Source organism: Novosphingobium guangzhouense, assembly GCF_002896965.1.
In the GTDB taxonomy this organism is placed as follows: domain Bacteria; phylum Pseudomonadota; class Alphaproteobacteria; order Sphingomonadales; family Sphingomonadaceae; genus Novosphingobium; species Novosphingobium guangzhouense.
Genome location: NZ_LYMM01000023.1, coordinates 45289 through 70797 on the forward strand (window position 1 = coordinate 45289; position 25509 = coordinate 70797).

17 protein-coding genes and 1 pseudogene are annotated in these 25509 nt (G+C 64.1%); 6 read left to right on the forward strand and 12 right to left on the reverse strand.

What is annotated here, in order from left to right:
* Positions 1–226 precede the first annotated feature (226 nt).
* From A8V01_RS06430 to A8V01_RS06440, 3 genes and pseudogenes are all read left to right on the forward strand, one after another.
* Positions 227–1225: a sensor histidine kinase gene (locus A8V01_RS06430; RefSeq protein WP_170065845.1), complete on the forward strand. Its 999-nt coding sequence runs from the start codon at positions 227–229 to the stop codon at positions 1223–1225.
* Between the two features lie 590 nt (positions 1226–1815).
* Positions 1816–2157, forward strand: a pseudogene (locus A8V01_RS06435) (multicopper oxidase domain-containing protein); the annotation flags it as partial.
* On the forward strand, positions 2157–3149 hold the full coding sequence (locus A8V01_RS06440; RefSeq protein WP_245892352.1) for a copper resistance protein B: 993 nt from the start codon (positions 2157–2159) through the stop codon (positions 3147–3149). The pseudogene A8V01_RS06435 and the gene A8V01_RS06440, both read left to right, overlap by 1 nt.
* Before the next feature lie 35 nt (positions 3150–3184).
* Here the strand turns inward: A8V01_RS06440 and A8V01_RS06445 are convergent, their stop codons facing one another.
* Genes A8V01_RS06445 through A8V01_RS06465 form a run of 5 tightly spaced genes read right to left on the reverse strand, consistent with a single transcriptional unit; the run spans position 3185 to position 9902 of the window.
* Entirely contained in the window at positions 3185–3679 is a 495-nt protein-coding gene (locus tag A8V01_RS06445; protein ID WP_103095108.1) for an acetyltransferase domain-containing protein, read from the reverse strand.
* 36 nt (positions 3680–3715) lie between these two features.
* Complete coding sequence (locus tag A8V01_RS06450; RefSeq protein ID WP_103095109.1) at positions 3716–6967, reverse strand: efflux RND transporter permease subunit; 3252 nt, start codon at positions 6965–6967, stop codon at positions 3716–3718.
* Positions 6964–8115, reverse strand: coding sequence for an efflux RND transporter periplasmic adaptor subunit (locus A8V01_RS06455; protein ID WP_103095110.1), 1152 nt, complete (start codon positions 8113–8115; stop codon positions 6964–6966). The genes A8V01_RS06450 and A8V01_RS06455 overlap by 4 nt, the downstream gene beginning before the upstream one ends.
* The gene (locus tag A8V01_RS06460) at positions 8112–9380 is read right to left on the reverse strand and encodes a TolC family protein (RefSeq protein ID WP_103095111.1); all 1269 of its coding nucleotides are present in this window, start codon (positions 9378–9380) and stop codon (positions 8112–8114) included. Before A8V01_RS06460 ends, A8V01_RS06455 begins: the two co-directional genes overlap by 4 nt.
* A gap of 57 nt (positions 9381–9437) precedes the next feature.
* Entirely contained in the window at positions 9438–9902 is a 465-nt protein-coding gene (locus tag A8V01_RS06465) for a hypothetical protein (protein WP_146037208.1), read from the reverse strand.
* Positions 9903–10048: 146 nt separating this feature from the next.
* On the opposite strand from A8V01_RS06465, the gene A8V01_RS06470 reads away from it, so the two are divergent.
* The 3 genes from A8V01_RS06470 (at position 10049) to A8V01_RS06480 (ending at position 15054) form a co-directional block, all read left to right on the forward strand.
* Positions 10049–11893, forward strand: a complete 1845-nt coding sequence (locus A8V01_RS06470; protein WP_103095113.1) for a diguanylate cyclase — start codon at positions 10049–10051, stop codon at positions 11891–11893.
* Between the two features lie 83 nt (positions 11894–11976).
* A complete protein-coding gene (locus A8V01_RS06475) occupies positions 11977–13617 on the forward strand; it encodes a carboxylesterase/lipase family protein (RefSeq protein WP_170065846.1) in 1641 nt (546 codons plus the stop codon).
* 249 nt (positions 13618–13866) lie between these two features.
* Entirely contained in the window at positions 13867–15054 is a 1188-nt protein-coding gene (locus A8V01_RS06480) for a hypothetical protein (RefSeq protein ID WP_103095114.1), read from the forward strand.
* Between the two features lie 35 nt (positions 15055–15089).
* On the opposite strand, the gene A8V01_RS06485 is transcribed toward A8V01_RS06480, so the two are convergent.
* From A8V01_RS06485 to A8V01_RS06515, 7 genes are all read right to left on the reverse strand, one after another.
* Entirely contained in the window at positions 15090–16673 is a 1584-nt protein-coding gene (locus A8V01_RS06485; RefSeq protein WP_103095115.1) for a serine hydrolase, read from the reverse strand.
* Positions 16673–17764, reverse strand: coding sequence for a YkvI family membrane protein (locus A8V01_RS06490; protein ID WP_103095116.1), 1092 nt, complete (start codon positions 17762–17764; stop codon positions 16673–16675). The genes A8V01_RS06485 and A8V01_RS06490 overlap by 1 nt, the downstream gene beginning before the upstream one ends.
* Positions 17764–18819, reverse strand: a complete 1056-nt coding sequence (locus tag A8V01_RS06495) for an N-acetyltransferase DgcN family protein (protein ID WP_103095117.1) — start codon at positions 18817–18819, stop codon at positions 17764–17766. The genes A8V01_RS06490 and A8V01_RS06495 overlap by 1 nt, the downstream gene beginning before the upstream one ends.
* A 3-nt stretch (positions 18820–18822) precedes the next feature.
* Entirely contained in the window at positions 18823–21054 is a 2232-nt protein-coding gene (locus tag A8V01_RS06500) for a TonB-dependent receptor (RefSeq protein WP_103095118.1), read from the reverse strand.
* A 95-nt stretch (positions 21055–21149) separates the two neighbouring features.
* Positions 21150–22421, reverse strand: coding sequence for a peptide MFS transporter (locus A8V01_RS06505; protein ID WP_103095156.1), 1272 nt, complete (start codon positions 22419–22421; stop codon positions 21150–21152).
* A complete protein-coding gene (locus A8V01_RS06510) occupies positions 22418–23410 on the reverse strand; it encodes a dipeptide epimerase (protein WP_103095119.1) in 993 nt (330 codons plus the stop codon). Before A8V01_RS06510 ends, A8V01_RS06505 begins: the two co-directional genes overlap by 4 nt.
* Entirely contained in the window at positions 23410–25434 is a 2025-nt protein-coding gene (locus tag A8V01_RS06515) for a serine hydrolase domain-containing protein (RefSeq protein ID WP_103095120.1), read from the reverse strand. The genes A8V01_RS06510 and A8V01_RS06515 overlap by 1 nt, the downstream gene beginning before the upstream one ends.
* Positions 25435–25509 lie beyond the last annotated feature (75 nt).

The following is a 25509-nucleotide window of genomic DNA, read 5'->3' on the forward strand; positions in this document are numbered from 1 at the left end:
GCCCGTCTGTGCATTCGACCTCGTCCCGATAAACTTAGACGGGTGCCGCCATGTGTGTTACCCCCTGCCTATCGGATGACGATGACCCAGCGAGCATTTGTCCGGCAGAGAGCTTCGTGCTCCCGCTTGCGCGACTGGGGAAACGACGTTGCGACAGACCACAAATATAGCCCTTGTTCCTGAGATAACCGCACTGCCTTGCCTTGCGCTATCCATGCGCGAGCGCGTGGACGCCTTCGACTGGAGCACCACCCCGCTGGGCGCACGTGCGAACTGGCCATCTGAACTTGAAGCAGTCGTCCATCAGATTCTCGGCTCGCGCTTTCCCAAGGCGATAGTCTGGGGCCCGAGCTTTACCACGATCTATAATGACGGCTTCGTGCCCATCCTCGGCGACAAACATGTCGCGCTCGGCCGGTCATTCGCGGATATCTGGTCTGAAATCTGGAGCGAAATCGGGCCGATCGCTGCACGCGCCTATGCTGGCGAAGCTACCTACATCGAGGACTTCCCGCTGATCATCGATCGAACCGGCAAGGACGAGCAGGCTTGGTTCACCTTTTGCTACAGCCCGCTGCGCCTTGCCGATGGCACCATCATGGGCATGATGGATACCGTTATCGAGACCAGCGACACGGTAAGGGCGCAGGCAGCCCTTAGTCTGGTAAACCAGGAGCTGGGCCACCGCCTCAAGAATACGCTGGCTCTGGTGCAGGCCATTGCCTCCCAAACGCTGCGCGGGGCTGCCGAACCGTCGGCGATCGAGAGTTTCAGCCATCGCCTCGGGGCTCTGGGGCATGCGCATGACATCCTGCTCCAGCAGGACTGGGCGTCGGCATCGCTGCGCGAGGTCATCAGTCATTCTCTTGAGCCGCACGATCCAGGTGGTCAGATCATGCGCAATGGCCCCGATCTCGCCATCGGCTCACGCGCTGCGGTGGCACTGTCGCTCATGCTGCATGAGCTTGCCACCAATGCCGCCAAATATGGTGCCTTGTCGGTTGCTGACGGATGCGTTCGATTGTCATGGACGATCGATGGCGACCATCTCGATCTTCGTTGGCATGAATCAGACGGGCCGCCGGTGACGGCCCCGACAGCCAAGGGATTTGGATCGCGACTGATTGCGATGGGCCTTGGCCGTTCAAGCGAAATCCAACTGCGCTACGAGGCTAACGGCTTCAAACTCGATATGCACACGCCGATCGCCGAACTCGCAAGCTGAACCTCAGCCACTGACGACGGTGGTCCTATTGGGATGCAGCACCTTTCCTTACATGTGCTTGAATCGAGCTGACCGGGACGACCCATCGGCGTCTTTTCGCAGAAATGTTCTAGTTTCCCCCGCTCGCGCTCTCGCACGCATCGAGCGGTGTCAAGATTGATCCTGGCGCAATCGAAGGCGAACTTGGATGTCCGCTTCTGAGCGCTGGCAAATCGCTGTTGAATGGCGGAAAGGGGGCGCATATCGGTCGAGTTGATCCGCTTTTCAGCGTGAGGGGGGCGCTGATTTATACGATAGCCCGATTAGCTTTCTAAAGTGATCTGTTCCCCAACCCGATCAAGCGCCTTAAGGAGAAGTTGGGCGATCGGCTTCTGACGGGCCGCCTCGATGACCGAGTGGTCCGGCGAGCGGGATGCTTCTTTTTACAATGCTTGCTGGGATACGCTCCCATGCGTCGCAAATTCCATCCGCGTGGCTCCTATATGGCTCCCAGCTCGGAAACCACCTCGAAGAACTAATTTAGGGTTTCTATTCAACATACTGAAAATTAGTGATTAAATCACTTTATCGCACCTCCCGGGCGGCCCATCGCAAACATGGAACGCTACATGTGGTCGATGGACGGAGAGGCGATGTCGGAGAACCCGGCGCCGATCCCATTCCGTCTGGGTGAGCGGGTGCGCGTCAATCTCATCAACGACACGATGATGCCCCACCCGATACACCTCCACGGCCACTTTTTCGAACTGGTCTGCGGCGCGCCGGGGAACAGGGCGCGCAAGCACACCGTCAATGTGCTGCCGGGCGGTAAGGTCTCGTTCGATCTGACTGCCGATGCCGAGGGCGACTGGGCGTTCCACTGCCACATGCTGCTGCACATGCATGCAGGAATGATGCGCGTGGTGACGGTGCGCAAGGAGGAAGAAGCCTGATGGCGCGCCTCTTCCCGATCCTTACCTCTTTGCTGCTGGCCGCGTCCCCGCTTGCCGTGCGGGCGCAGGAGCCGAGCGCGGCAACGCAGCAGGCAGATGATGAGCACGCCGGGATGGATCATGGCGCCATGGATCATTCCCGGATGACCATGCCGGGCATGGATCACTCCGCCCACGGCATGCCTGCGAGCACCGTTTCCGACGAACCGGGCAATGCGCCACCGCCGCCGGTGCCGACCGACTTTCCCGCGCAGCGCTTCTTCGATCCTGATCGTATGGCAGCATCGCGCAAGGCGATGGTAAAGGAAATGGCGTTCAGCACTTTCGCGCTGCAGGTCGATCAGCTGGAATTTCGTACCGGCAAGGATGGTGACGGTTTCGGTTGGGAGGGACAGGCGTGGTACGGCGGCGATATCGATCGCATTGTGCTGGACAGCGAAGGCGAGGGCACGCTGGGTGAACGCGCCGAACGCATCGAACTGGCTGCATACTGGCGGCACGCGCTGGACCCGTGGTTCAACCTGCAAGTGGGGGTGCGGCAGGATTTCCGGCCCGATCCGCAGCGTACTTATGCGCTGATCGGTATCGAGGGACTGGCGCCTTACTGGTTCGAAGTGGAGGGCCAGTTGCTGGTTTCGGACAAGGGCGATGTTCATGCCCGTGGCAAGGCAGGCTACACGCAGCGCATCACCCAGTCTCTGGTAATCGAGCCTGAGGCCGAAGTCGATTTCGCGTTCCAGGATGTGCCTGCGCTGAATGTCGCAGCCGGGTTCGAGCGCCTCGAACTGGGCGCTAGGCTTCGGTACGAGCGCAATCGCTCGCTGGCGCCCTACATCGGTGTCAACTGGGAGCGCAGGCTTTGGCGCAACGGCGGATCTCGCACGCTCTTCAGGCGAGCAGGTGTCCGGCGTTTCTGCGGTATTCGGCGTGCGCGCGATGTTCTGATCGCGGTGCCGGAGAAGCCGCGGGTACAGATCTGCAGGGGCGACTGAATGACCTAAGCGGCACCTGGGCGGCAAGGCGGCACCTAAAGATACTTCAGCCACCGGACGTCCTTGCGTTGCTGCTTCACGCGGGCGAACCAGCGGGCCGGCAGGTAAAGCGGCCCGATCAGCAGCGCGACCCAGACCCAGATGGTCGATACGTGATCGAAGCCGAACACCGTGCCCTTGTTCGGACCGTATATGGCAAGCGCGATCAGATAGAGTGCCCTGAGCACATAAAGGTGCAGCAGGTAGTAGAACATCGGCGCGCCACCGAGCATCGCCAGACGCGGCATCGTGGCGTGGTTCTGGAACTTCTCGAACAGCGCCAGCATCAGCGCGCTGAAGCCAAGCGTGGGCATCAGGAACAGAAGCGAAGGCGGGTACTTGGTTAGCGCAAGGAAGCTCATCGCGGTGCGCAGCGCCGTTTCGGCGTGGAACCACGGTTTGTCGCCATAGACGTTGGCAAAGCGCAGCAACACGAAGCCCGCAACAAGCCTGATGCCAAGGCCGATGCCGATCTGGATACTGCGCGGCACGGTTGGGCCGGCACTTCACCAAGTGCCGGCCCCACATCATGCGGCGGGCGATGGCACCGCCGCTGCGTTGCCCTGTATGCTGCGGCTTGATGTACCGCGCACGCCGCGTCTTGCCGCAAGCGCGGTGATGGCGGGTAACACCAGCAGTGTCAGCACCGTGCAGGTGATGAGGCCACCGATCACCACCGTCGCCAGCGGCCGCTGCACTTCCGCGCCGGTTCCGATCGCCAGCGCCATGGGCACGAAACCGAGGCTGGCGACCAGAGCGGTCATCAGCACCGGCCGCACGCGTTCCATGGCGCCCTCGATGATCGCCTCGTCAGCGGGCAGGCCATCGTCGGTACGCTTGCGGATCGCGCTCATCATAACCAGACCGTTCAGAACCGCCACGCCGGACAGCGCGATGAACCCCACCGCCGCCGTGATCGAGAATGGGATGCCCCGCAGCAGAAGCGCGAAGACGCCGCCCGCCAATGCCATTGGCACCGCGCTGAACACGATGCCCGCACGGCCAAGGCTGCCCAGCGCCATGCACAGCAATGCGAAGATGGCCGCGAAGCACACCGGCACCACCAGCGCCAAGCGCAACCGTGCGGACTGCAGGCTTTCGAAGGTGCCGCCCCATTCCGTGTACATCCCGGCGGGCAGGGCCAGCCTTTCGACCGCGCCTTGCGCCTCCTCCACGAAGCCGCCGAGATCGCGCCCGCGCACATTAGCCTGGACGACGACCATGCGTTTGCCGTTTTCGCGGCTGATCTGGTTAAGCCCCTGCGTGTAGCTAAACCGCGCAACTTCGCGCAGTGGCACCGATCGGGCGATCTGCCCCTCTTCACCCGGCAGCATCACGGGGATGGCGCCAAGCGTTTCCAGATCGTCGCGCTGGGCATCGGGCAGGCGCACTACAACGGCAAAGCGGCGGTCCCCCTCGAACAGCAATCCGGCCTCGCGCCCGCCAAGTGCGGCGGCCACGGTATTGGCCACTTCCTCCACCGAAAGGCCGTAACGCGCGGCTGCCTGCCGATCGATTTTCACATCGAAAGTCGGTGCGCCCGAAGTTTGTTCAGCGCTGACGTCGGCCGCACCGGGGATCTTGCGCAGGGCCGCGGAGATGCGCCGCGCGTGTTCGCTCATCGCGTCGAGATCGTCGCCGTAAAGTTTGACCGCGACATCGGCGCGGACACCCGAAGCCAACTCGTTGAAACGCATCTGGATCGGCTGCTGGATTTCCACCCGGTTGCCGATCAGTGGTTTCATGCGCGCTTCGATACGGCGCAGGATGTCGTCCTTGCTCTTCACTTCCGCCGGCCATTCGCTTTCGGGTTTCGGAATGACATAGGTATCGGATGCATTCGGCGGCATCGGATCGGTGCCAAGGTCGGCGTTGCCGTTTTTGGAGAAGACCAGCGCCACTTCGGGCAATGTCCTGAGCGCGTCCTCGATCGCCAACTGCATCTGCGTGGACTGATCGATCGAAGCCGAAGGCACCCGGAAATTGGTGACGGTGATGTCCTTTTCGTCAAGCTGGGGCATGAATTCGTCTCCCAGCAGCCCGAAGGCCAGAACCGCCGCCGCGAAGACGCCTAGCCCGGCAAAGACGAAAGGCAGGGGCCGTGCTACCGCCTTGATGAGAACGGGGCGGTACTTGTCCTTGAACCAGCGGATCGGCTTTACTTCGGTTTCGTTGACCTTGCCGGTGATGAACAGCGCGACCATCGCAGGTACGAACGTAAGCGAATGGACGAAGGCGGATGCCAGCGCGATCATCAGCGTGATGGCCATCGGCGCGAAGGTCTTGCCCTCCACCCCCTGGAACGTCAGCAGCGGCGCGAAGACAAGGAAGATGATGAGCTGGCCGTAGACCGTGGGCCGGATCATCTCCTGCGCCGCAAGGTTGGTTTCCTCCATGCGTTCTTCGCGTGTGAGCAGGCGGCCCTCGTGCTTCTGCCGTTCGGCAAGACGACGCAGCGCGTTCTCGACGATGATGACGGCACCGTCGACGATCAGCCCGAAGTCCAGCGCGCCAAGGCTCATCAGGTTGCCCGATACGCCAAGGCCGTTCATGCCGGTGGCAGTCATCAACATCGTGATCGGGATGACCACTGCGGTAATGAGCGCGGCGCGGATGTTGCCCAAGAGCAGGAACAGCACCACGATGACCAGCAGTGCGCCTTCGATCAGGTTCTTCTCCACTGTGGCGATGGTGGCATTGACCAGTTTCGATCGGTTGTAGACCGGCTCTGCGAAGACGTCGGGCGGCAGGGCCTTGTTGATCTGGACAAGCTTGTCCGCCGCGCTGTTGGCGACCACGCGGCTGTTCTCGCCGACCAGCATCAGCACGGTCGAGATCACCGCTTCGGAACCCATGCGGCTGCCTGATCCGGTGCGGACCGCGCCGCCGATGACGACCTGGCCCACGTCCTTCACGCGAACGGGCACGCCCGCGCGCGTCGCAACAACCGCTTCCTGAATGTCGTCGACCGACTTCAGCCGCGCATCGGCTCGTACAAGGAAACTTTCGCCCGCGCGGCGCAGGTAGTTCGAGCCCACCGACAGGTTCGCCCGTCCCAGCGCGTCGGCCAGTTCGGTGATCGAGATGCCATAAGAGGCGAGCGCGGCAAGGTTGGGTTCAACAAGGTACTGCTTGACGTAACCGCCATTGGAATCGACCCCGGCGACGCCGGGCACGTTTCGCATTTGCGGGCGGATGATCCAGTCCTGCACGGTGCGCAGGTAGGCGGCCTTCGCCAGCTCGGTCGTCAAACGTTCCCCTTCCGGGGTCAGATAACTGCCGTCGGATTGCCAGCCGGGCTGATGGTCGACGGTATTGATGCCCTTGCCGTCCGGATGGCGAAAGGCGATCGAGTAGAAGAAGATCTCGCCCAGCCCCGTGCTGAGCGGGGAGAGCACCGGCTGCACACCCGCAGGCAGGCTGTCCTTCGCCTGAGCCAGACGTTCGGTTACCTGCTGGCGGGCGAAGTAGATGTCGGTGGCGTCCGTGAAGACTGCGGTTACCTGGCTGAACCCGTTGCGCGATATGGATCGCGTCAGGGTCAGGCCGGGAATACCTGCCAGCGCCGTCTCGACCGGGTAGGTGACCTGCTTTTCCATGTCGACCGGGCCGTAAGCCGGCGCGAAAGTGCTGATCTGGACCTGCCGGTTGGTGACATCCGGAACGGCATCGATCGGCAGCTTCGTGATCTGCCACAGGCCGAAGACTGCCATGACCAGCGTCAGGAAGGCGACAAGCCATCGCCCGCTGATCGAAAGAGAGAGGATCCGCGATATCATTCCGCCGTTTCCTTCTCCAGTTCGGCCTTGAGAAGAAACGCGTTGCCGGTGGCAATCCGCGTTCCGGCGCTGAGCCCGGAGACGATCGACACCAGGCCCCCGCTTCGGCTGCCGACCTGCACGGCCTGCGCCTTGAAGCCCTTGGGCGTGCGCACGAAGACGACGGTACGCGCGCCGGTGGTTTGCACGGCATCCTGCGGAACAATCACGCCACCACGAACGGCTCCGACGCTGGCGAAGATGCGTGCCTGCAGCAGTTGACCGGGCGCAAGGCCGGTGGCGTGTCCCGCCTCGACGATGACGGTGACGGCCCGGCTTTGGGGATCGACCACGCCGGTGAAAGATCGCACCCGCCCTTCGATCGTTCGGCCTTCACCCGGCAACAGTTCCACCCGGTCCCCGGCCCGAATGCGCGCGGCCTCGGCGGCGGGTACGCTTGCGGTTATCTGGAGGCTGCGCGGGTCGGCCACACGGAACAGTTCGGTTTGCGCCGCCACGAACTGGCCAAGGTTCGCAGAGGCCACTGTCAAGCGCCCCGAGACCGGGCTGGAGACAATTACAGAGCGCCCATCGCGTGAAATACGTGCAGCATCGGCTGCCGCGCTGGCGCGCATGGCATCGGCGCGGGCGACGGCAAGGGCGGCCTGCGCCGTTTCGTAGTCGGCACGCGGGCTGACGCCCTGGTCAAGCAGTTTGCGTTCGCGCTCCATCTGGCGGCTGGCCAGTGTCACCCGCGCAGCGGCGGCCGACTGGTCGGCAGCGATGGAGGATGCATCGCGGCTCTCGACAAGGGCGATCGTCTCTCCGGCGCGGACTGGATCGCCAATCCGCTTGAAGATGCGCGTAATGGTGCCCGGTGCCCGCGCCGTGAGCACGGCTTCGGCATCCGGTGTCGCCTCGACGGTAGCCGATGCGGGGATGGCGGCATCAAGTTCGCCCGATGCGGCAGAGGCAATCGCGATCTGCGACAGTCTGATCCCCGCATCGGAGATATCGACATGGTCAGGAGCAGGTCCGCCCGCCGCTTCGACGGCATCGCTTTCAGCAGAACCACCGGACTGGGTAAGGCGCGCAGCGCCAAAGCCGACGCCGGCGGCGATTACCAGCGCAAGAGCCGCGCCAGCATAAAGAGGAGTCTTGGCATTCATTGGACCGGTTCTCCGGTGATCGTGGTGCCGTCCAGATGGGCAAGGCGCGCGCGCGCTTCGAGGCGGGCGGCAGCGGCATCGAGGACGACGCCGCGCGCCGCTCCCATGACGTGGCGTGCGGCCAGCAGTTCGAGGAGCGGCGACTTGCCGGCTTCATAAGCGATGCGGGCAAGGCGATAGGCTTCCTGCGCGGTCAGTAGCGTGCGGTCGGCAGCGGCCATCCGGGCGTCGGCAGCTTCGTTGAGCGCCAGCGCAGCGGCGATTTCGGCCTTCACGTTCAACAGCGTACCGGCATCGCGGGCTTCTGCTGCGCGCAGGTCGGCCTCCGCAGCGTCCACGTTTCCGCGGTTGCGGTCGAACAGGGGCAATGGCACGCTGAGGCCGGCGATCAAGGCGTTCGCCTTGTCCGTCTCCAGACGACGCACTCCGACCGAGACGGTGAGATCCGGGTTGGCCTGACGCCGCGCGGCCGAAACGCGCTGTCTGGCTGCGTCTCGCTCTGCCTTCGCCGCAAGGTAAGGGGCGGTCTGAAGGGGATCGATCGGGCCATATCCCGTTTTGGTCTCAAACCTTGGCAGCAACGGTTCGGCAAGGTCGGTGAAGCCCGTTTCCTCGCCCGCCAGAGCAGCAAGTCTTGCATAGGCACCAACCCGCTCGGCCCTGGCGGCATCCACCAGAGCGCGAAGTGCATTGACCTCGGTTTCGACCTGAAGTCTGCGCAGCCGCGCTTCCTTGCCCGCCTGCACAAGAGCCCGCACGGCGCGCATGTCGGCGCTGGCCTCGTCCACTTCGTCTTCGGCCAGTTCAATGCGGCGGTCGGCGATCTCGGCAGCCCCATAAGCGATTGCCAGATCATAGGCATAGGCCAGACGGGCATCGCGCGTCCGCGCATTGGCGGCAACGACGCCTGCCGTTCCTGCGGCGATGCGCGATGAGCGCTTGCCGCCGATCTCGATCGCCTGATTGACCTGCAGCGTGTTCTCGGATCGGTCGAACCCACGATAGGGCGATTGTCCGGCCACATTCTCGGTCATCACGGACAGGGTGGGATTGGGGCGCGCTTGGGCTTGCCGGGCAAGACCCTCGGCACGGTCTACCTCTGCGTCGAGTGCGATCTGGTGCGGTGCGTTTCGGGTGTCATTGTAAAGCTGGGCGAAGGGCGGAGCGGTCTGAGCCGGAGCGCTGGCTGCCGCCAGTGCCCAGCCGATGCTCGCCATGGCCGTAAGCGCCCTGCGCGGGCGCCACGAGCCGACGGGATCGGACATGGAAAATTCCTCGAAAACCTGAAGTTACTGGCGCGCGCCGTGAACGGCGCAGCGACGTCAGGACCGAGGAGGGCGCAGCAAGGCTTCGGGTGAAATGCCCGACAGGGCGAAACTGCGACCTGCAAACCAGTCATTTGCCGTTTCGTGAGGCGGCACCGCAACCGTGATGCCCGGCACGAGGGCCGCCAGCCCATGGATCATCGCATGGCTGAGCGCATGCAGATCGACGGCGGGCGTTTCCTGATCGGCTAGGCCAGATCCGGCTGCCGCGTGATCCTCATCGGCGTGATCGGCTTCATCGTGATGATGGTGCCCGTACCCAAGAGCCGTAGAATCCGCCGTCAGATCATCATGGCCGGTCAAGGAGGCGTGCCAGTTCGTCAGCACCATAAGGTTCGCGATTGCCAGCAGAGCAACGATGATCCCGACGAGAAGCACAGCTTTCGTCGATCCGGTATGCCGATTCTGGTGCATACGCGCGGCCATGGTGATCGGCATACCCAGAATGGGCAGTGCGAACAATCGTGACCTTGCTGCATTTGCGGCATTTATGCCGCGGTCGCGGTTGGTGTCGCTTGCGGTTTATGTCGGCCGCAACAATTTCACGAATGATCCATTGAGGCCTTAGTTTATATCGAAAAGTAACCACGCTGGTCTAGTTCTTGCTTATGCGTATCGCGACGATCACCAACTGGGCTTACGGTGCGACTGTCTGCCTTACGATAGTTGCCGGCGTCACGATGGTCATGGCGTCCAGCGCCGATCGCGCAGAGCGCGCGGCGGTGCGCCAGCGCGATCTTTTCGACCAGTTGACCTTCGAGGTCGAAAACGATCTGGCTGAACTTACCGATCAGGCACGACTGGCGACGGTGACGGATGATCCCAGCCACGCCATTGCCTATCAACGGACGCTGGCTTCGCTTGGCACGGTGGAGCAGCGTCTGGGCAGGCTGAAGGATGGCGGGGCCAGCGAGCAGGAACTGCGCTCGCTGGCAGAAGGGTTGCGCTGGGCAAAGACGCTGGAGGATGAGCAGCAGGCGGCGATCGCAGCCGCCCGAAGCGGAGACGGCGCCACCGCGCGCGCGATTGTGTTCGGGCCTGAGTACGAGCGGGAACTGGAACGTGTGCGCTTTCTGGTTGGCCGCTTCCGCTACATGCTCGACCAGCGATCGGACGCTGCGATCGAGCGGGCAAGCCAGGCTTCGCAGCGGCTGCGCTCTGTTTCCGAGGCCATGGTGGCGATTACGGCGGCCCTGTTCCTGCTGGTGCTTGGGTTCATCCTGAAGCGCCGCATCCTGCGCCCGGTGATGACGCTGAGCGATGTCGTCAATCGCCTTGCCGACCAGGATTACACGGTGGAAACCCCCGCGTTCACGCAAGTCGACGAGATCGGCGACATGGCGCAGGCGATCCGCATCTTCCGGGAGAATGGGCTGGAGCGCCAGCGGCTGGAGCGTGAACGCGATGCGGACTGGGCGGTGCGCGATCTGTTGGCGCGCATGACGCAGCGGCTGCAGGGGTGTGAAAGCGTTTCCGACCTTTTCGGTGTGGTGCGGCTGTTCGCTCCCCGGATCGCGCCGACACTGGCGGGGCGGCTCTACACGCTGGACAACCGGATGAAGCTGATGGTCTGCGCCGCCGAATGGCGCGGATCGCCGGATGGAGGCTTTGAGCAGCGTGGGCCGCAGGGCACTGATGCGGCTTTTGGTCCGGACGATTGCTGGGCGCTGCGGCGCGGGCAGGTCCATGCACCGGGCGGAGAAATGCTCGATGTGCCGTGCCGCCATGTCGCGCCGTCCGCTGCGCAGGCCACCATCTGCGTGCCGCTGACCGCGCAGGGTGAGACGATAGGTCTGCTGGTGCTGGAAAATCTGGCGGCCGATCATGGGCCCGATGATTCCACCAGTGTCTACATCGAACTGATGTCGGAGACGGTGGGGCTTGCACTGGCCAACCTGAACCTTCGCGGCGTGCTGCACGAAAAGGCGCTGTTCGATCCACTGACGGGTCTGCGCAATCGGCACGAACTGGACGATAGCCTGCGCAGGCTGGTTGCCACGGCCGATGCATCGGGAACTTCGATCGCCTGCCTGATGATGGACATCGACCACTTCAAGGGCCTTAACGACCGTTTTGGCCATGATGCCGGGGATCTTGTGATCCGCACTGTCGCTGCGGTCTTCGCCAGTGGCGCAAGAGAGGATGATCTGGCGCTGCGCTATGGCGGGGAGGAATTCCTGATGCTGCTGCCGGGCGCGGACGAAGCTTCGGCGCTGGAACGGGCAGAGCGTATCCGCGAAAGGGTAGCGACGCTTGATCTCACGCATGAAGGGCAGCCGATGGGGCAGATTACCGTCTCTCTGGGGCTGGCGGTCTATCCCTGCCACGGGCCGATACAGGCGCTGATCACCACGGCCGATGCCGCGCTGCTTCGCGCCAAGGAAGGCGGCCGTAATCGGATCGTCGTAGCAACCCGGCGCCGTGAAGGCCCGCGTCACGACGCTGCGAATTGACATGGCTGCCCGGCCGAACCTTGCGGCCCAAGGAACGCGTCGATAGCCCCTGCAAGACCGTATCCAAGTCGAAGGTAACGAACATGGCATTTCTCCCGCGCGTTTGCGCAGCCACGGCGCTCGGCACCGTTCTGGCAAGCGCGTTTATCCTGCCCGGCGCCGCCGCCGCAAAGGGTTCTGCGGCATCCGCACCACAAGCGACCATCGACACCGGGCGGGTCTCAGGCAGCGCTATCGACGGCGTCGCCAGTTTCAAGGGCATCCCCTTCGCCAAGCAGCCGGTAGGCGAACTGCGCTGGCGGGCACCCCAGCAGGCCGATGGCTGGACTGGTGTGCGGCCCGCCACCGAATTCGGGCATGATTGCATGCAGAAGCCTTTTCCCAGCGATGCGGCCCCGCTTGGCGCCACGCCTGCGGAGGATTGCCTTACCGCGAACGTCTGGGCGCCGGCCAAGGCAGTCGGCAACAGCGGGCGCAAGCTGCCGGTGGTCGTCTGGATCTATGGCGGAGGCTTCGTGAACGGTGGTTCGTCACCCGCGGTGTACGACGGTGCTGCGTTTGCACGGCAGGATGTGGTGTTCGTCAGCTTCAATTACCGGCTTGGCCGTTTCGGCTTCTTTGCGCACCCGGCGCTCAGCGTTGAAGCGGGCGCAGCGCCGACTGCCAATTTCGGCCTGATGGACCAGGTCGCGGCCCTTCAATGGGTCAAGCGCAACATCGGGCAGTTTGGCGGAGACCCTGCGCAAGTGACGATTATGGGCGAATCCGCCGGTGGTTTATCCGTGCTTGAACTGCTGGCCTCGCCGTTGACCGAGGGACTGTTCGACAAGGCAATCATCATGTCGGGCGGCGGGCGCAAGCTGATGGGCGGCATGCCGCTGCATTCGGACGATCCGGCGGTGACCTCTGCCGAACAGGTCGGCGTGAACTTTGCAGCCGGCCAGGGCATCGGCGGCACGGACGCCGGTGCGCTGGCTGCGTTGCGCAAACTGCCCGCCGAAGCGGTGCTGGGCGGGCTCAATCTTGCCTTCCGTGGTGATCCGAACAAGCAGGAGTACGTCAACGGCCCGGTAATCGACGGCAAGCTGGTGCTGAGCGACACCGACGTCGCTCTCAGGCAGGGGCGGATGAAGATCGTGCCGACCATCGTGGGTGCCACCAGCTGGGACCTCGGTTTCGCCACCGCCAGGACCAAGGATGAACTTTTCGCGCAGTTCGGTCCTGATGCCGGCAAGGCGCGCGCCGTCTTTGACCCTGCGGGGGACAAGCCGTTCGAGCAGGTTTCTGGCGACGTGGCCCGCGATCGTCTGATGATCGAACCTGCACAGTTCGTGGCGGGTGAAATCGCCGAAGCCGGGGTGAAGAACGGCGCAAAGGCATGGCACTATCGGTTCGCCTATGTTGCGCAATCGATGCGCAAGGAGTGGCCCGGCGCACCTCATGCCACGGATATTCCTTTCTTCTTCGATACGGTCGCGGCCAAATACGGCAAGGATCTGACCTCGGCTGACGCAAAGGCCGCCAGTCTGTTCAACCGCTATGCCGTGAACTTTGTCAAAACGGGCAATCCCAATGGGAAGGGGCTGCCGACCTGGGCGCCTTATGCGCGCCATGGCCGTGGTGTGCAGATGCTTGGACCGGACGCGAGCGCCGCCAGCATCGAGGATCCGGCGGCGGATGGTCTGGAACTTGTGCGCGCGTTGGCCGAGCGGTCCACGCCCTGAACGGTGCCCTTACGGCAGGCAGACCGGGACCTGTTTTCGGTTATCCCGCGGTCGGCCTGCCAGCGACTTGCTCCTTGCCGAAGCGCGATGGTGTAATCGTTGCGGACGGAGCCGTTATGCGGCGAGGCGCCCGCCAGTTCCGTGAGCTCCGTGCAGCCCCTGCCTTGCTCCGCACAAACCCTGATGGTGCCGGGCGCCCTGCTCCTTAACGTCATTGCGGTTCAGGCCCGGAAATAGGGAGGCGACCAATTGACTCCGGATCAATCAGGTGAAGCGGAACCCGAGGGGCATGACCTGTTTCAATGGAAACCGCCGAGCGGCCTTTCCGGTATCGCTGGGCTGATTGGGCCTGGCTTTTCCACGGCGCGGGCGCGTGCCGGCTTCGCGTTGGCTATCGGCTGGTTGCCGCTTCTGCTGCTGGTCCTGTTGGCGCCGGCTCATGACCGGGCAGGCGAGGTTCCTCACTTCCTGCGCGATGCCGGTACGCATGCCCGGTTCGCTATTGCTTTGCCGCTTCTGCTGGCAGCCCATGTCGAGGCCATGGGGCGGCTGGGGACGGTGGTGCGGCATTTCGTCATCTCCGGCCTGCTATCGCCCAGCGCCATCGATCGGTTCAAGCGCGAACTGGAAAGTCTGCGTGCCACGGTACGCGCGCCCTGGATGGCACTGCTGGTGCCGGTTCTCGCTTATGCTCTCATCGCGTGGCTGTTCGTGACCGGCATATCCACACATGCGCTGCCGGTCTGGGCGTTGTCGGAACGCGGTCAGCTATCCGCTGCCGGCTGGTGGCATATGCTTGTCAGCCTGCCCCTGTTGCTGATGCTGCTGTTGAGTTGGCTGTGGCGGATACTGTTGTGGACCCGGCTGCTGTACAAGGTGGCAGGGATGGACCTGCGGCTGATCGTTGCGCATCCCGATAATGCAGGCGGCCTTGGCTTTCTGGCGCAGTCGGTCCGTGCCTTCGCCCCCTTCGCCATGGGGATCGGCTGCATTACCGCGGGGCGCTTTGCGAATATCCATCTGCAGGGAACGACCACGCCGTTATCCGGCAGCTTCCTCATCGGGGGGACGGTCGTGCTGGTGTTGCTGCTCTGCGTTGCCCCACTGGCTGTTTTCGGATCGGTGATGGCGCGGGCATGGCGGCGCAACGCGATGTGCTACGGCGCGCTGGCTGTAGCGCTCGGCCGTTCTTTCGAGGACCGCTGGTTTGATGGCCCGGCGAAGGAGCAGCCCGACCTGCTTTCCGCACCCGATTTTTCGGCGGCGGCCGATCTCTATGGCGTTGTGGCCAACGTCTATGAGATGCGCTTTCTGCCGGTCGACCTGCGCAGTCTGCTGATCCTGATAGCAGCCTCCCTTGCGCCGTTCCCAGTGGCGATGTTCCTGTCGATGCCCACCGCGATGGTAATCGAAGAACTGAAGGGCCTGCTCGTCTAGGCGGGGCGCGATGACAAGGCAGCGGATGGCTGAAACTATTTTGGGGATGCGGCACTGGCAGGCTCGAACAGCAGATCTGCGTAATCGAAGCTGAAATCGGCGATCGGCGAAACCGGTTTTGCCGTTATGCGCGCCACTTTGCCCTCGGCATCCAGGCTGAAGGTCAGATAGGCGGGCTCGATCGCGGCATCGTCGAACTTTGCGACGAAAGTGTCGTACTGATAATGGGTGAGGCTTCCGGTCATTCCCGGCGTCGTGGTGAAGTCCACGGTCAGCCCCTTGGCATCGGCACCCACGATCAAACCGCCATACCACGGGTCCTCGTAGCTGCCGGTGTAGCTGGCGCGCGGCAGCGAAGGGCCGACCTTTGCGGGTGCGGCGGCCTGCTGCTTTACTGCGGCTTCGGCAGCAGCGATGCGCGAACGGCGGTATTCTCCGAAGCGGGCTGGCCAATCCTGCTTCGGCAAGCCCAGATAGTGATCGATCAGTTCGTACATCAGGCCGTAGCGCGGCTCGATCTCCTCACTGTTGATGGTGATGGCGAAACCGACGTCGCGCTCGGGGATCATCACGACTACGGTGGTAAAGCCGAACAGGCCCCCTGCGTGCCATACGATCTTCGCGCCCTTGTAGTCGCGCACTTCCCAGCCCAGCGCATAAGCGTCGAAGCCGGGCGTCGCGGCCTCGACGGGGGCGGGCATCGGGCTGATCGGTATCGGCGTGACCGGAGCCCACATCTCCCGGCTTGCGGCCTCGCTGAACAGGCGTTTCTGGCCGTTGGGCAAAGCACCGTGGGCCAGCTGGATCTGCAGCCATCGGGCAAGGTCGGTGGCGCTGGCGGCAATCAGGCCGGCTGGCGCGCCTGCTTGCCCAAGCCGGTCGCGCTCATCCAGCAGCCTCATCGGCCCGGTCCCGCGCACAGGGCCACCGTAGCGGGCGTGGGGCTGAGCGCGATCCTGCGTGGTCAGCTGTCGCTCCTTGTCGGCGGTGGCATTGGGCATGCCGGCGGGCGCGAACACGTGGTCGCGCATGTAGTCCTCCCAGGTCTGCCCGCTCACCTGCTCGATCAGGGCACCGGCGACAGTGTAGAGGATGTTGTCATAGGCATAACCACTGCGGAAGCTTGTCGCCGGCTTGATGTAGCGCAGGCGCGCGATCGTCTCTGCACGTGAAAGCTTGCCGCGTGGGACCATCAGCAGATCGCCCGCACCCAGTCCCAGCCCGCTGCGGTGGACGAGCAGGTCGCGCACCGTGATCTCGCGCGTTACCCAGGGATCGTGCATCTGAAAGGCAGGCAGATGGTCGATCACCTTGTCGTCCCACCCGATCTTGCCCGCATCGACCAGCGTAGCCAGCGCGGCTGAGGTGAATGCCTTGCCGGTGGAGGCGATCATGAAGATCGTGTCGGCATCTACCTTTTCGGGCGCACCCAGCTTGCGTACCCCGTAGCCCTTCGCGACCATGACCTTGCCGTGCTCAACAATGGCCACCGCCATGCCGGGCGTCCCAGAGGCTTCGCGCAACTCTTCGATCCGCCTGTCGAGATCGGCGGGCGGTGCGGCCAGCGCGGGCACGGCAAGGGCAAGGAATGGCAAGGCCAGCAGCGCGTGCAGTCTCATCAGGGCATCTCCGGAACGGGAAGGGCACGGCGGCGCAACAGTGCGACCGCCAGAAGCGGAACGACGTAGATAGCAATCAGCGCCCAGGCGAGGATGCGGTATCCCGAGGCGATAAGGCTGACGAGGCCGATACGGTCCGCCACCAGCATGCATGGCGCAAGGAGCAGCAGGGCGGCGCCCGCACGGCGGGTGAGCGTCAGCGCGGCGCCGGTGCGGGCGATGCGCTCGTTGACCGCATGAACCGCGCCGGTGCCGCTCTCCAGCAGCGCGGCGAAGATCATCGCCTGGAACAGCATGTGGAACGCCGGGTGGCCGAGGCGCGAAAGAATATAGTCAGAGGGCAGCACCGCATCTGCGATTTTCGGCAGGAAGGCGGTCATTCCACCAAAGAACAGCAATGCCGGGGCCATCGCCAGAGGGCCGGCCAGCAGACCCGCAACGATGGCGTCGCGGCCGTTGCGGAAGTGGCGGGTCACGGGCAGGACGATCACGGCGCCGACAATATTGTATCCGGCATAAGTGATGCCGCCCAGCGCCCAGTCGCCCATTGGCGTGGGCGTGGCGGCGAAGGCGGCTAAGATCCGCTCTCCCGTAGACGACACCGACAGATACAGGAACGCGGCGTAGGTGGCGTAGAGTAGCACCGAAACCCACAGGAACACCCGTTCGACCCCGGCATTCCCGAAAGCGACGCAGCCGACGATGCCAAGCATCAGCGCGCATGTTCCGGCCATTGCGGGGACACCCAGCCTCGCCTCCGCAATGGCTCCCGCCGCAGCTCCGAATACTGCGAGGATGACGATCACAAACAGGCCGTAAGCGATTTCGAACAGAACCCAGCCTCGGCCCAGCAGTGCCTGGAAGAAGTGGCGGTAGTCGCGTGCGCCGATATCGTGTGCAAAGCGAAAGGTGGCAGCGGCGACCACCGACCAGATCACCGTCGCCAGTATCATTGCAGACAATCCGCCCCATGGTCCGGCGGGGAGGAAGAATTCCGCGATCTCGCGCCCGGTCGCATAGCCGCCGCCTATGACCACCGCCTTGAACGCGAGGCCGGGCAGCAGCAGGCGACGGAAGCGGTCCGCCGCCATCAGAGGCAGGCGTCGAGGAGTTGCTCGAATGCGTGGCCGCCGCGTATCGGATCGGCAGCCGGCAAGCCAAGCCGTCCGGAAGTTTCGGTGATGACCGCGCTAGCCTCTTCGTCTGTTAAACCCGTGGTATTGAGGCTGATTCCGGCACAGCGGATAGCGGGGTTGGTCAGTTTTCCCGCCATCACGGTCTGCTCGATCACCGCCTCTATCGAGGGCACGGGATAATGGGCGTGTCCAAGGATTGCGGTGCGGCCGGGCTGGTGGCAGACAACGAAGAGGTCCGGCTGGCTGCCGTGGAGCAGCGCCAGCGATACCGGCGCATAAGCCGGGTGGAACAGCGAGCCCTGGCCTTCGATCACGTCGAGATGATCCGCTGCCGCATCGGGACTGAGCAGTTCGGCGGCCCCGGCGGCAAAGTCCGCAACGACCGCGTCGATGGCGATGCCCGCGCCGGCGATCATGATACCGGTCTGCCCGCTGGCACGGAACGTGGCATCGATCCCGCGCGCGGCAAGCCCTCTGGCGATGGCGAGGGCAGTGTACTTCTTGCCTAGCGCGCAATCGGTGCCGACCGTCAGCAGGCGGCGGCCGGTGCGCTTGTGCCCGCTGGCAATGGGCAGGCCCGGCGGCGGCACACGCAGGTCGAAGAGGTTTCTGCCAAGCCGCGCGGCGGTTTCACGCAGCACCGGAATGTCGGCGAGGCGCGCGTGCATGCCTGCCACGATATCCAACCCTGCTTCCAGCGCATCGACCAGCGCAGGCAGCCATGAGGGCGGGATGACGCCGCCCTGGTTGGCGACGCCGATGACAAGTGCCTTTGCGCCGCGGGCGGCGGCATCCATGGGCGTCAGCTGCGGCAAGCCGGTGGAGACTTGCGCAGTGGGCAGCGAATGTTCACCGATGCAGCGCTCGCCCGCCCAGTCCCGCAGGCCGAACGCGGTCTTGGCGAAGCCCGCCTCCACCGTGTCACCAAGGAACAGCAGGTACGGCGCAGGCAGCGCATGTCCCCCCGCGCGCACCTGTGCCGCGCTATCCACGTTTGCCGCCAGTGCCATGGCTCAGAATCCCGCGCCGAGCGTGACGCCGAAGGTGCGGGGCCGGATCACACCGACACCCGCCGCGCCGTTGGGCAGGGCGCCGCTGTAATCGGCGCTGGTGAGGCCGCGCACGTCGGCAAGGTTCTTCGCATAAAGTTCGACCGAGAATTGACCGAAGTCGACGCCTGCGCGCAAGTCGATAACCTCGTAGCTGGGCAGGGTCATCTGCCGGTCGAAGGTCGCGAGGTACGCGGGCGAATAATTACCGCTCTGCTTGCCGAGCAGTCGGATCGACCCGCCGACGAAGGCGGTGGCATCGTTGCCCATGGACCATTCGTAGTCGCCGTTTAGGGCGACGGTCCACTTGGGCACGAAGGGCAGCGCGTCGCCCTTGCGGCCGCCCACCGCGATGGGATCGGTATCGTCAGTGAGACGTGCGTCGGTGTAGGCCCCGTTAAGCGATACGGTGAGCCCAGCCTCCGGACGCATCGTAGCGGTAAACTCGACTCCGTCGCTCTTGGCCGAACCGCCATTTGTGTTGACGCCGTAATCGTTGATGACTGCGTAAAGCTGCACGTCCTTCCAGTCGATGTGGAAGGCGGCAACGTCGATCGAGAAGCTGCGGTCGGCGGTTTCGGCCTTCAAGCCGACCTCGTAGCTGATGAGCGAGTCGGAATCGTAAGTGGACGGTGTCCCCGCAGGTGCGCCCGGCGGCAGCAGGTTGGGGCCGCCGGGGCGGAACCCCTTGGCGGCGCGGGCATAGATGGCCGTGTGGTCATTAATCTTGAACTTGGGCGCGACCGACCAGGTGAACACGTCTTCGGATGACTTTGCGTTCAAGGCTTCGGGCGCCAGCAACCCGGTCCCGCCTTGCGAGGCGCTTTGCGCGTTGTGACTGTACCGGCCGCCGAAAGTCAGGTCGAACTGTTCGCCAAAGTGCAGGGTGCCGTTGGCGAAACCGGCGAATTCCTCATACTTCGAGCGCAGGAAGATGTCGGCAAGCAGGGGAAAGCCCGCCATCGGCGTGGTCGTGCCGGCATCGTAGGCTTCCAGCAGTTGCAGGATCGCCCCTTTTTCGTGCGTATAATAGCCCCCAACCATCCAGTCGAACATGCTCTCGCCGCTGGAGGAGAGCCGCACTTCCTGCGTGACCCGCTCTACGTTGGTGTGCTGCGGCATGCCGATATCGCCGAAAGCGGTGCCGGTTTCCGGATCGTAGAGCCCCAGAAGCGAGCCGTAGAGTATGGTATTGTCATCGCGCAGGTGCTGCTTGAGCGTGCTGTAGCTTGTCGACGACAGCAACTGCGCAAAGCCGAGATCCGCGCTGATCGTGCCGCTGTAAAGGCGGTAGGCGATGTTCGTGTATTCGGGCACGAACTGCGACTGGCTTAGCGTGCCATAGAGCGGCTTCAGGGTCTGCGGGTCGGCCTCCACCAGCGTTGAAGCATCGGTGTTGAGGTTCTGGAGCACTGCGGTCAGTCGTATCGAGAACGCATCGCTCGGCTTGAACTGGGTGGAGATGCGCCCGCCGTAGCTTTTACTGTCGTTGATGTTCTTCTGGACATCGGAGCCGCCGGTGCCGATCGAATCGATGAACCCGCCATAGCTGCGATAGAATCCCGAGGCGCGGACTGCGAGACTGTCCGACAGCGGCACGTTGACCAGCGCGGAGCCCATGTAGGACGTCTTGCCGCCCTTCGCCGTCTCGGCGCTGGCGCGGGTGCGCATCTCGAAGCCGTCGGTGCTGGGCTCGTTGGTCACGAACTTGATGACGCCGCCAAGCGAACTGGCACCGTAAAGTGTTCCCTGCGGTCCGCGCAGCACTTCAAGGCGGGCCACGTCGAAAGTGTCCAGTTCGCCGGAAAGGATCCCTGAATTGACGAGCCCGCTGGACGATCCGAACGGTGTTTCGTCGATGTAAGTGGCGACGGTTGCTGAAACGCCGCCGGTATTGATGCCGCGCATCACCACCCGCGCTTCGCCCGGATTGCTTTGCGAGACCTGCAGGCCGGGTATCAGCTTCAGGTAATCCTGGAAGGTGATCGCCTGATTACGCTCCAGCGTCTCACCGCCGATGACCGATACGGATTGGGGAACGTCGAGCAACGCCTGTTCGCGCTTCTGCGCGGTGACCACGATCTCCTCGGCGGCGCGAGGGCCATCGGGCGCATCGTCGTCCGCTCGGGCAGAGGTGGCGACCAGCAGAGCGGCCATGCTGGCCGAGATCGACAAGGCGAGCCGAAGTGTCCTCATTGGTGTGTCCCCCCTATGGAACCTATGCGATCCTCACTACCCGGACGGTGCTGGATCGATCTTGATGTGAAAATATTGTCTCAATCAGAAAAATGTCAATCGGATTCGCGGCATGTCTGCCCGAATGTGCCAGCGTACCCATCGATCAGTTGCAGCATCAGCGCAGCGGCTCCGGCGATTGCGGCAAGCAGCAGGAAATAGGCGGAATGCGCCATGTCGCTCCACAAGGTCCCGACGAGCCCCGCAAACAGGCTGCCCGCGAAGGTCGCCAGATACCAGGCGGCAACCGTCGTCGCACCGAGGCCCTCCGGCGCCAGGCGGGCGAAGAGACCAAGGCCGGTGGGCAGAATGAAGAGTTCGCCGAAGGTAAGGATCGCGAAGAAAAGCGCCAGCCAGAGCCAGTGAGCCGGGGTTCCAGCGGTTTCCAGCGCGGCCAGCAGCACATATGCGCCGCCGACCACAAGCGCGCCGAGCGCCATCTTGCGCGCCGGTCGTTCAATGCGTCCTGCCTCGGCGCGACGGCGCCACCAGGCGAGCAGCGGGGGTGTCATCAGCATGACCAGCAGCGGGTTGAGCGACTGGAACCAGGTCATCGGGATCGTTGCCGCTCCGGCGTGCCGATCGACTCCCACGTCCGCCCAGAGCGCGACGGTATTGCCCACCTGTTCGTATGCGCCGCGAAACACAGTGACCGCCAGTGCCACGGTGATGAGCAACAGCAGTGTGTGGCGGGGGAACCGGGCGCGAGGCGCGGCATGGCGCTCCACGGCCGGATGTCGCGCCTGCTCGGGCAGGTGGCGCTGGCCCCACAAGTATATCACCAGGCCCGCCGCCATGCCGATCCCGGCCGCGCCGAAGCCCCAGTGCCATCCGTAAAGCTCACCCAGCGTTCCGCAGATCAGCGGGGCTAGAAAGCCGCCGATGTTCACCCCTACGTAGTAGACATTGTAGGCCCAGCCAACGCGCGGGTCGTCCCGTTCATAAAGGTCGTCGATCTGGCTCGGCAGGCTGGGCAGGAACAGGCCGTTGCCTACCGCGATGGTCGCCAGCGCCGGGTAGAACAGCGGCTCGAAGGTCATCATGAAATGCCCCAGCGCCATGATCGAGCCACCGGTCACGATGGCCCGTCGCTTGCCGAGGAATCGGTCAGCGATCACCCCGCCGAGGATGGGCGTGAAGTAGGCACAGGCGGTGTAGGTGCCGTAGACCAGCGAGGCATGGCCCTGGCCCAGCATCAACTGCCGGGTCATGTAGTAGACCAGCAGCGCACGCATGCCGTAGTAGGAGAACTGTTCCCACATATTGGTGAGGAACAGGACTGTCAGGCCCTTTGGCTGGCCAAACCAGGTGCCCCCGCTCTTGGTCATGCCGCGCCCGATCCCCACACTTCGGGGCCTGCGAATAGAGTGCCGTCTGCATAGACTACGGACGGGGCGCGATCTTGCGCCAGGAAAGTCGGCCCGTCGAGATCGACCAGGTCGGCGACTTGACCCAGTACGAAGCCCGGCGCGGTGGCGAGGCTTGTGCCCACCATCGTGCCCACCATTACGCCGAGCCCTAGGTCGCGCGCGGCGCTGGCCATGAGCAGCCCTTCTGTCAGCCCTCCGCACTTGTCGAGCTTGATGTTGACCACATCGAAACGGCCAACAGCGCCCGCAACGTCCGTCAGCGAAACGAGGCTCTCGTCCCCGGCGATGGGCACGGGGGAGCGGAAGCCCTCCAGTTCCGCCTCAGCCCCGCGCGGCAGCGGTTGTTCAAGAAGCGCAACGCCGTGCTCGACGAGCGCCGCCGTCAGGGCTTCAAGGTCGGTGCGTGCGAAGCCCTGATTGCCATCGACGCCCAGCCACACGTCTGGTCGCGCGGCGCGGATTGCGGCCACGCGGGCGAGGTCGAGTTCAAGGTCGCCGGTCAGCTTTACCTTGATCGAGCGCGCTTGTGCATAGCTTACCGCTTTCGCCGCCATCGCCTCTGGCGTGTCCGCGCCGACCGTGAAGGTCGTGACGATGGGCCGGGGTTCAGGCAGTCCGGCAAGGGTCCAGACCGGCTTGCCCGCACGCGCGGCCTCCAGTTCCCAGAGCGCCGCGTCCACCGCATTGCGCGCGCCGCCCGGCGGCATCGCAGCGCGCAATTCCTCCCGGCTCAAGCCCGCCTCGATAGCTGGACGCGCCGTTTCGATCGCGCCTTGCATGTGGTTGAGATCGTCGCCCAGATAATAGACGCCCGAAGCCTCCCCGCGGCCGCGATGCTCGCCGTCCTGCAGCGTGGCCACCAGCACGTCCGCAGTCTCGAACACGTAGCCCGAGATGCGGAACGGCTCCGCCAGCCGCAGCGTCTCGGTTTCGACAACAAGGCGCATCAGTAGTTCACCGAGAGCGCCAGAAGGTGGAACGCCAGCGCCACATAGAGCACCACGATCGCGGCCAGCAGGACCAGCGTGCTCCACAGCTTTGCGGTCCAGTGCCGCCCGTCGCGCCAGGTCAGCCATGCATTCCACCCAGCGACGATGACGGTGCCGAAGAAGGCGACGATGCCTGCAGCCTTCAGGCTCCACAGCATCCAGTCGTTGCCGCTGCTGAGCATATCGAGATCCGAGAACATCGCGATGATGAGCCCGGCCCAGCCGCCGATCGTCGCCAGCGTCAGAAGAGCCATGAACCGTGTCGCCCGGTAGGCCGTGCGGGCTTGGCCTTCTACCTTGAGCGATGCGGCGAAGCGCCAGCGGGCGAAGGCGGTCACCGGCCACGACAGCAAGGTCAGCAGCAGCACCGCAAGGCTCGCGTATACGGCGGGCAGAATCCAGGCAGAAGAGCGCGATGCGGGCACTCGATCGTACACCGTGAAGGGCGAGATCATGTCGAAGCTCCAGCGCACGACCTTGCCATCAACGACCTGCGCGGCGAGGCGATCGTGCCCGAAACGGGCGCGCCAGACGAAGGGGGAGATTTCGTCCCACTTCTGCGGAGCGCCGCCGGGGCCCGTCAGCGCAGGCACCAGCAGGCCGCCGCCTTCGTCCACGGTCACTTCGGTCTGACCGAACAGGTTGAGCACGTCGACAAAGTTCGAATGGCCGCGACGGCTGGCGTCCCACAGGCCGGTCATCATCCGGGCGTGCTCGGCGGCGGTCTTCGCATCGACGCGGCCGTCCCTGCCGGTGGCGGGGAAGTAGCGGTCGGCAAAATCCTGGAACATCTGGCTGCGCACAAGATGCGCTCCGCCTTCCTTGCCGGCGCTGTTGAACGAGACGTAGAAGCCCACGCCTTCGCGCATGAAGAGGTGCAGCGAAGTGTGGAAATTCTCGGTATCGCCAAGATGCGCAATGACCTGACGGCCGTTGATGTTGGTTTCGAAGAAACCGAGTTCCATGCGGTTCAGCGGTGGGATCAGCGACGCGGGGTTGACCTTGTCGAGCGGGCTGTCGTGCATCATGGCCGCGGTTTCCGGGCGCAGGATGCCGCGCCCTTCATCGAGATTGGCAATCATGAACTTCGCCATGTCGAGCCCTGATGCCGAGAGCGACCCGGCGGGAGCGGGCACGACCACTTCGAAGGGATCCGCAGGCCGGGAGGCGCGCGGATAGCCGATCGCTGCCAGCGGGCGCAGGGCAGGCTGGAGCGGCTGACGGAAGCTGGCGGTCTTCATATCGAGCGGCTTGAAGATGCGCGCCTCGACATAGTCGTCGAACGGCATGCCCGAAACGCGCTGCACAACGTAACCGGCCAGGGTGGTCGCCCAATTGGAATAGGCGGGCGTGGTGCCGGCATCGAAGATGCGTTCCGGCACCCAGCGCTTGAGGTAGACGTCGATCGGGATCGCGCCGTCCTGTCGATAGGTGATGAGATCCTTCATCGCCTCTTCGAAGCCAGCGGTATGCGTCATGATCTGGCGCATCGTCACGGGCTTGCCGTTGCGGGCCGGGATCCTGAAGTCGAGGTAGGTGTTCACATCGGCGTCGAGGTCGACCTTTCCGGCTTCGACCTGCTGCATTACCGCCGTCCACGTCACCAGCTTAGAGACTGAGCCCGGCCGGAACAGCGTGCTGGCGGGATCGACCGGCTTACGCTTTGCAATATCGGCATAGCCGTAGCCGCGCGCGGCAATGATCTGGCCATCCTTCACGACCGTCACCACCGCGCCTGCAATGTCGTTGCTGTGAAGCGCGAAAGGTACGTAGCCGTCGAGCCACGGGTCCAGGTCGGCTGCCGTCAGGTCACCTGCCGCTGCCAGCTTCACCGGATTCGCAAGGGCAGGGGAGGGTGCGCCGGGCGATGGCGCGCTTGGTACTTGCGCCCATGCCACGCCGCCCGCTGCCAGCAATGCTGCCGCAGCTACCCCCTTTGATCGTCTGGAAATTCGCGACCAGAATGATCCCGCTTGCCCCATTGCCCTGTCCTTTCGCATCTCCCCCGTTGCGCCCCGGGCTAGGGGGCGATAACGTGGGGAAAGGTGTTCTGATTG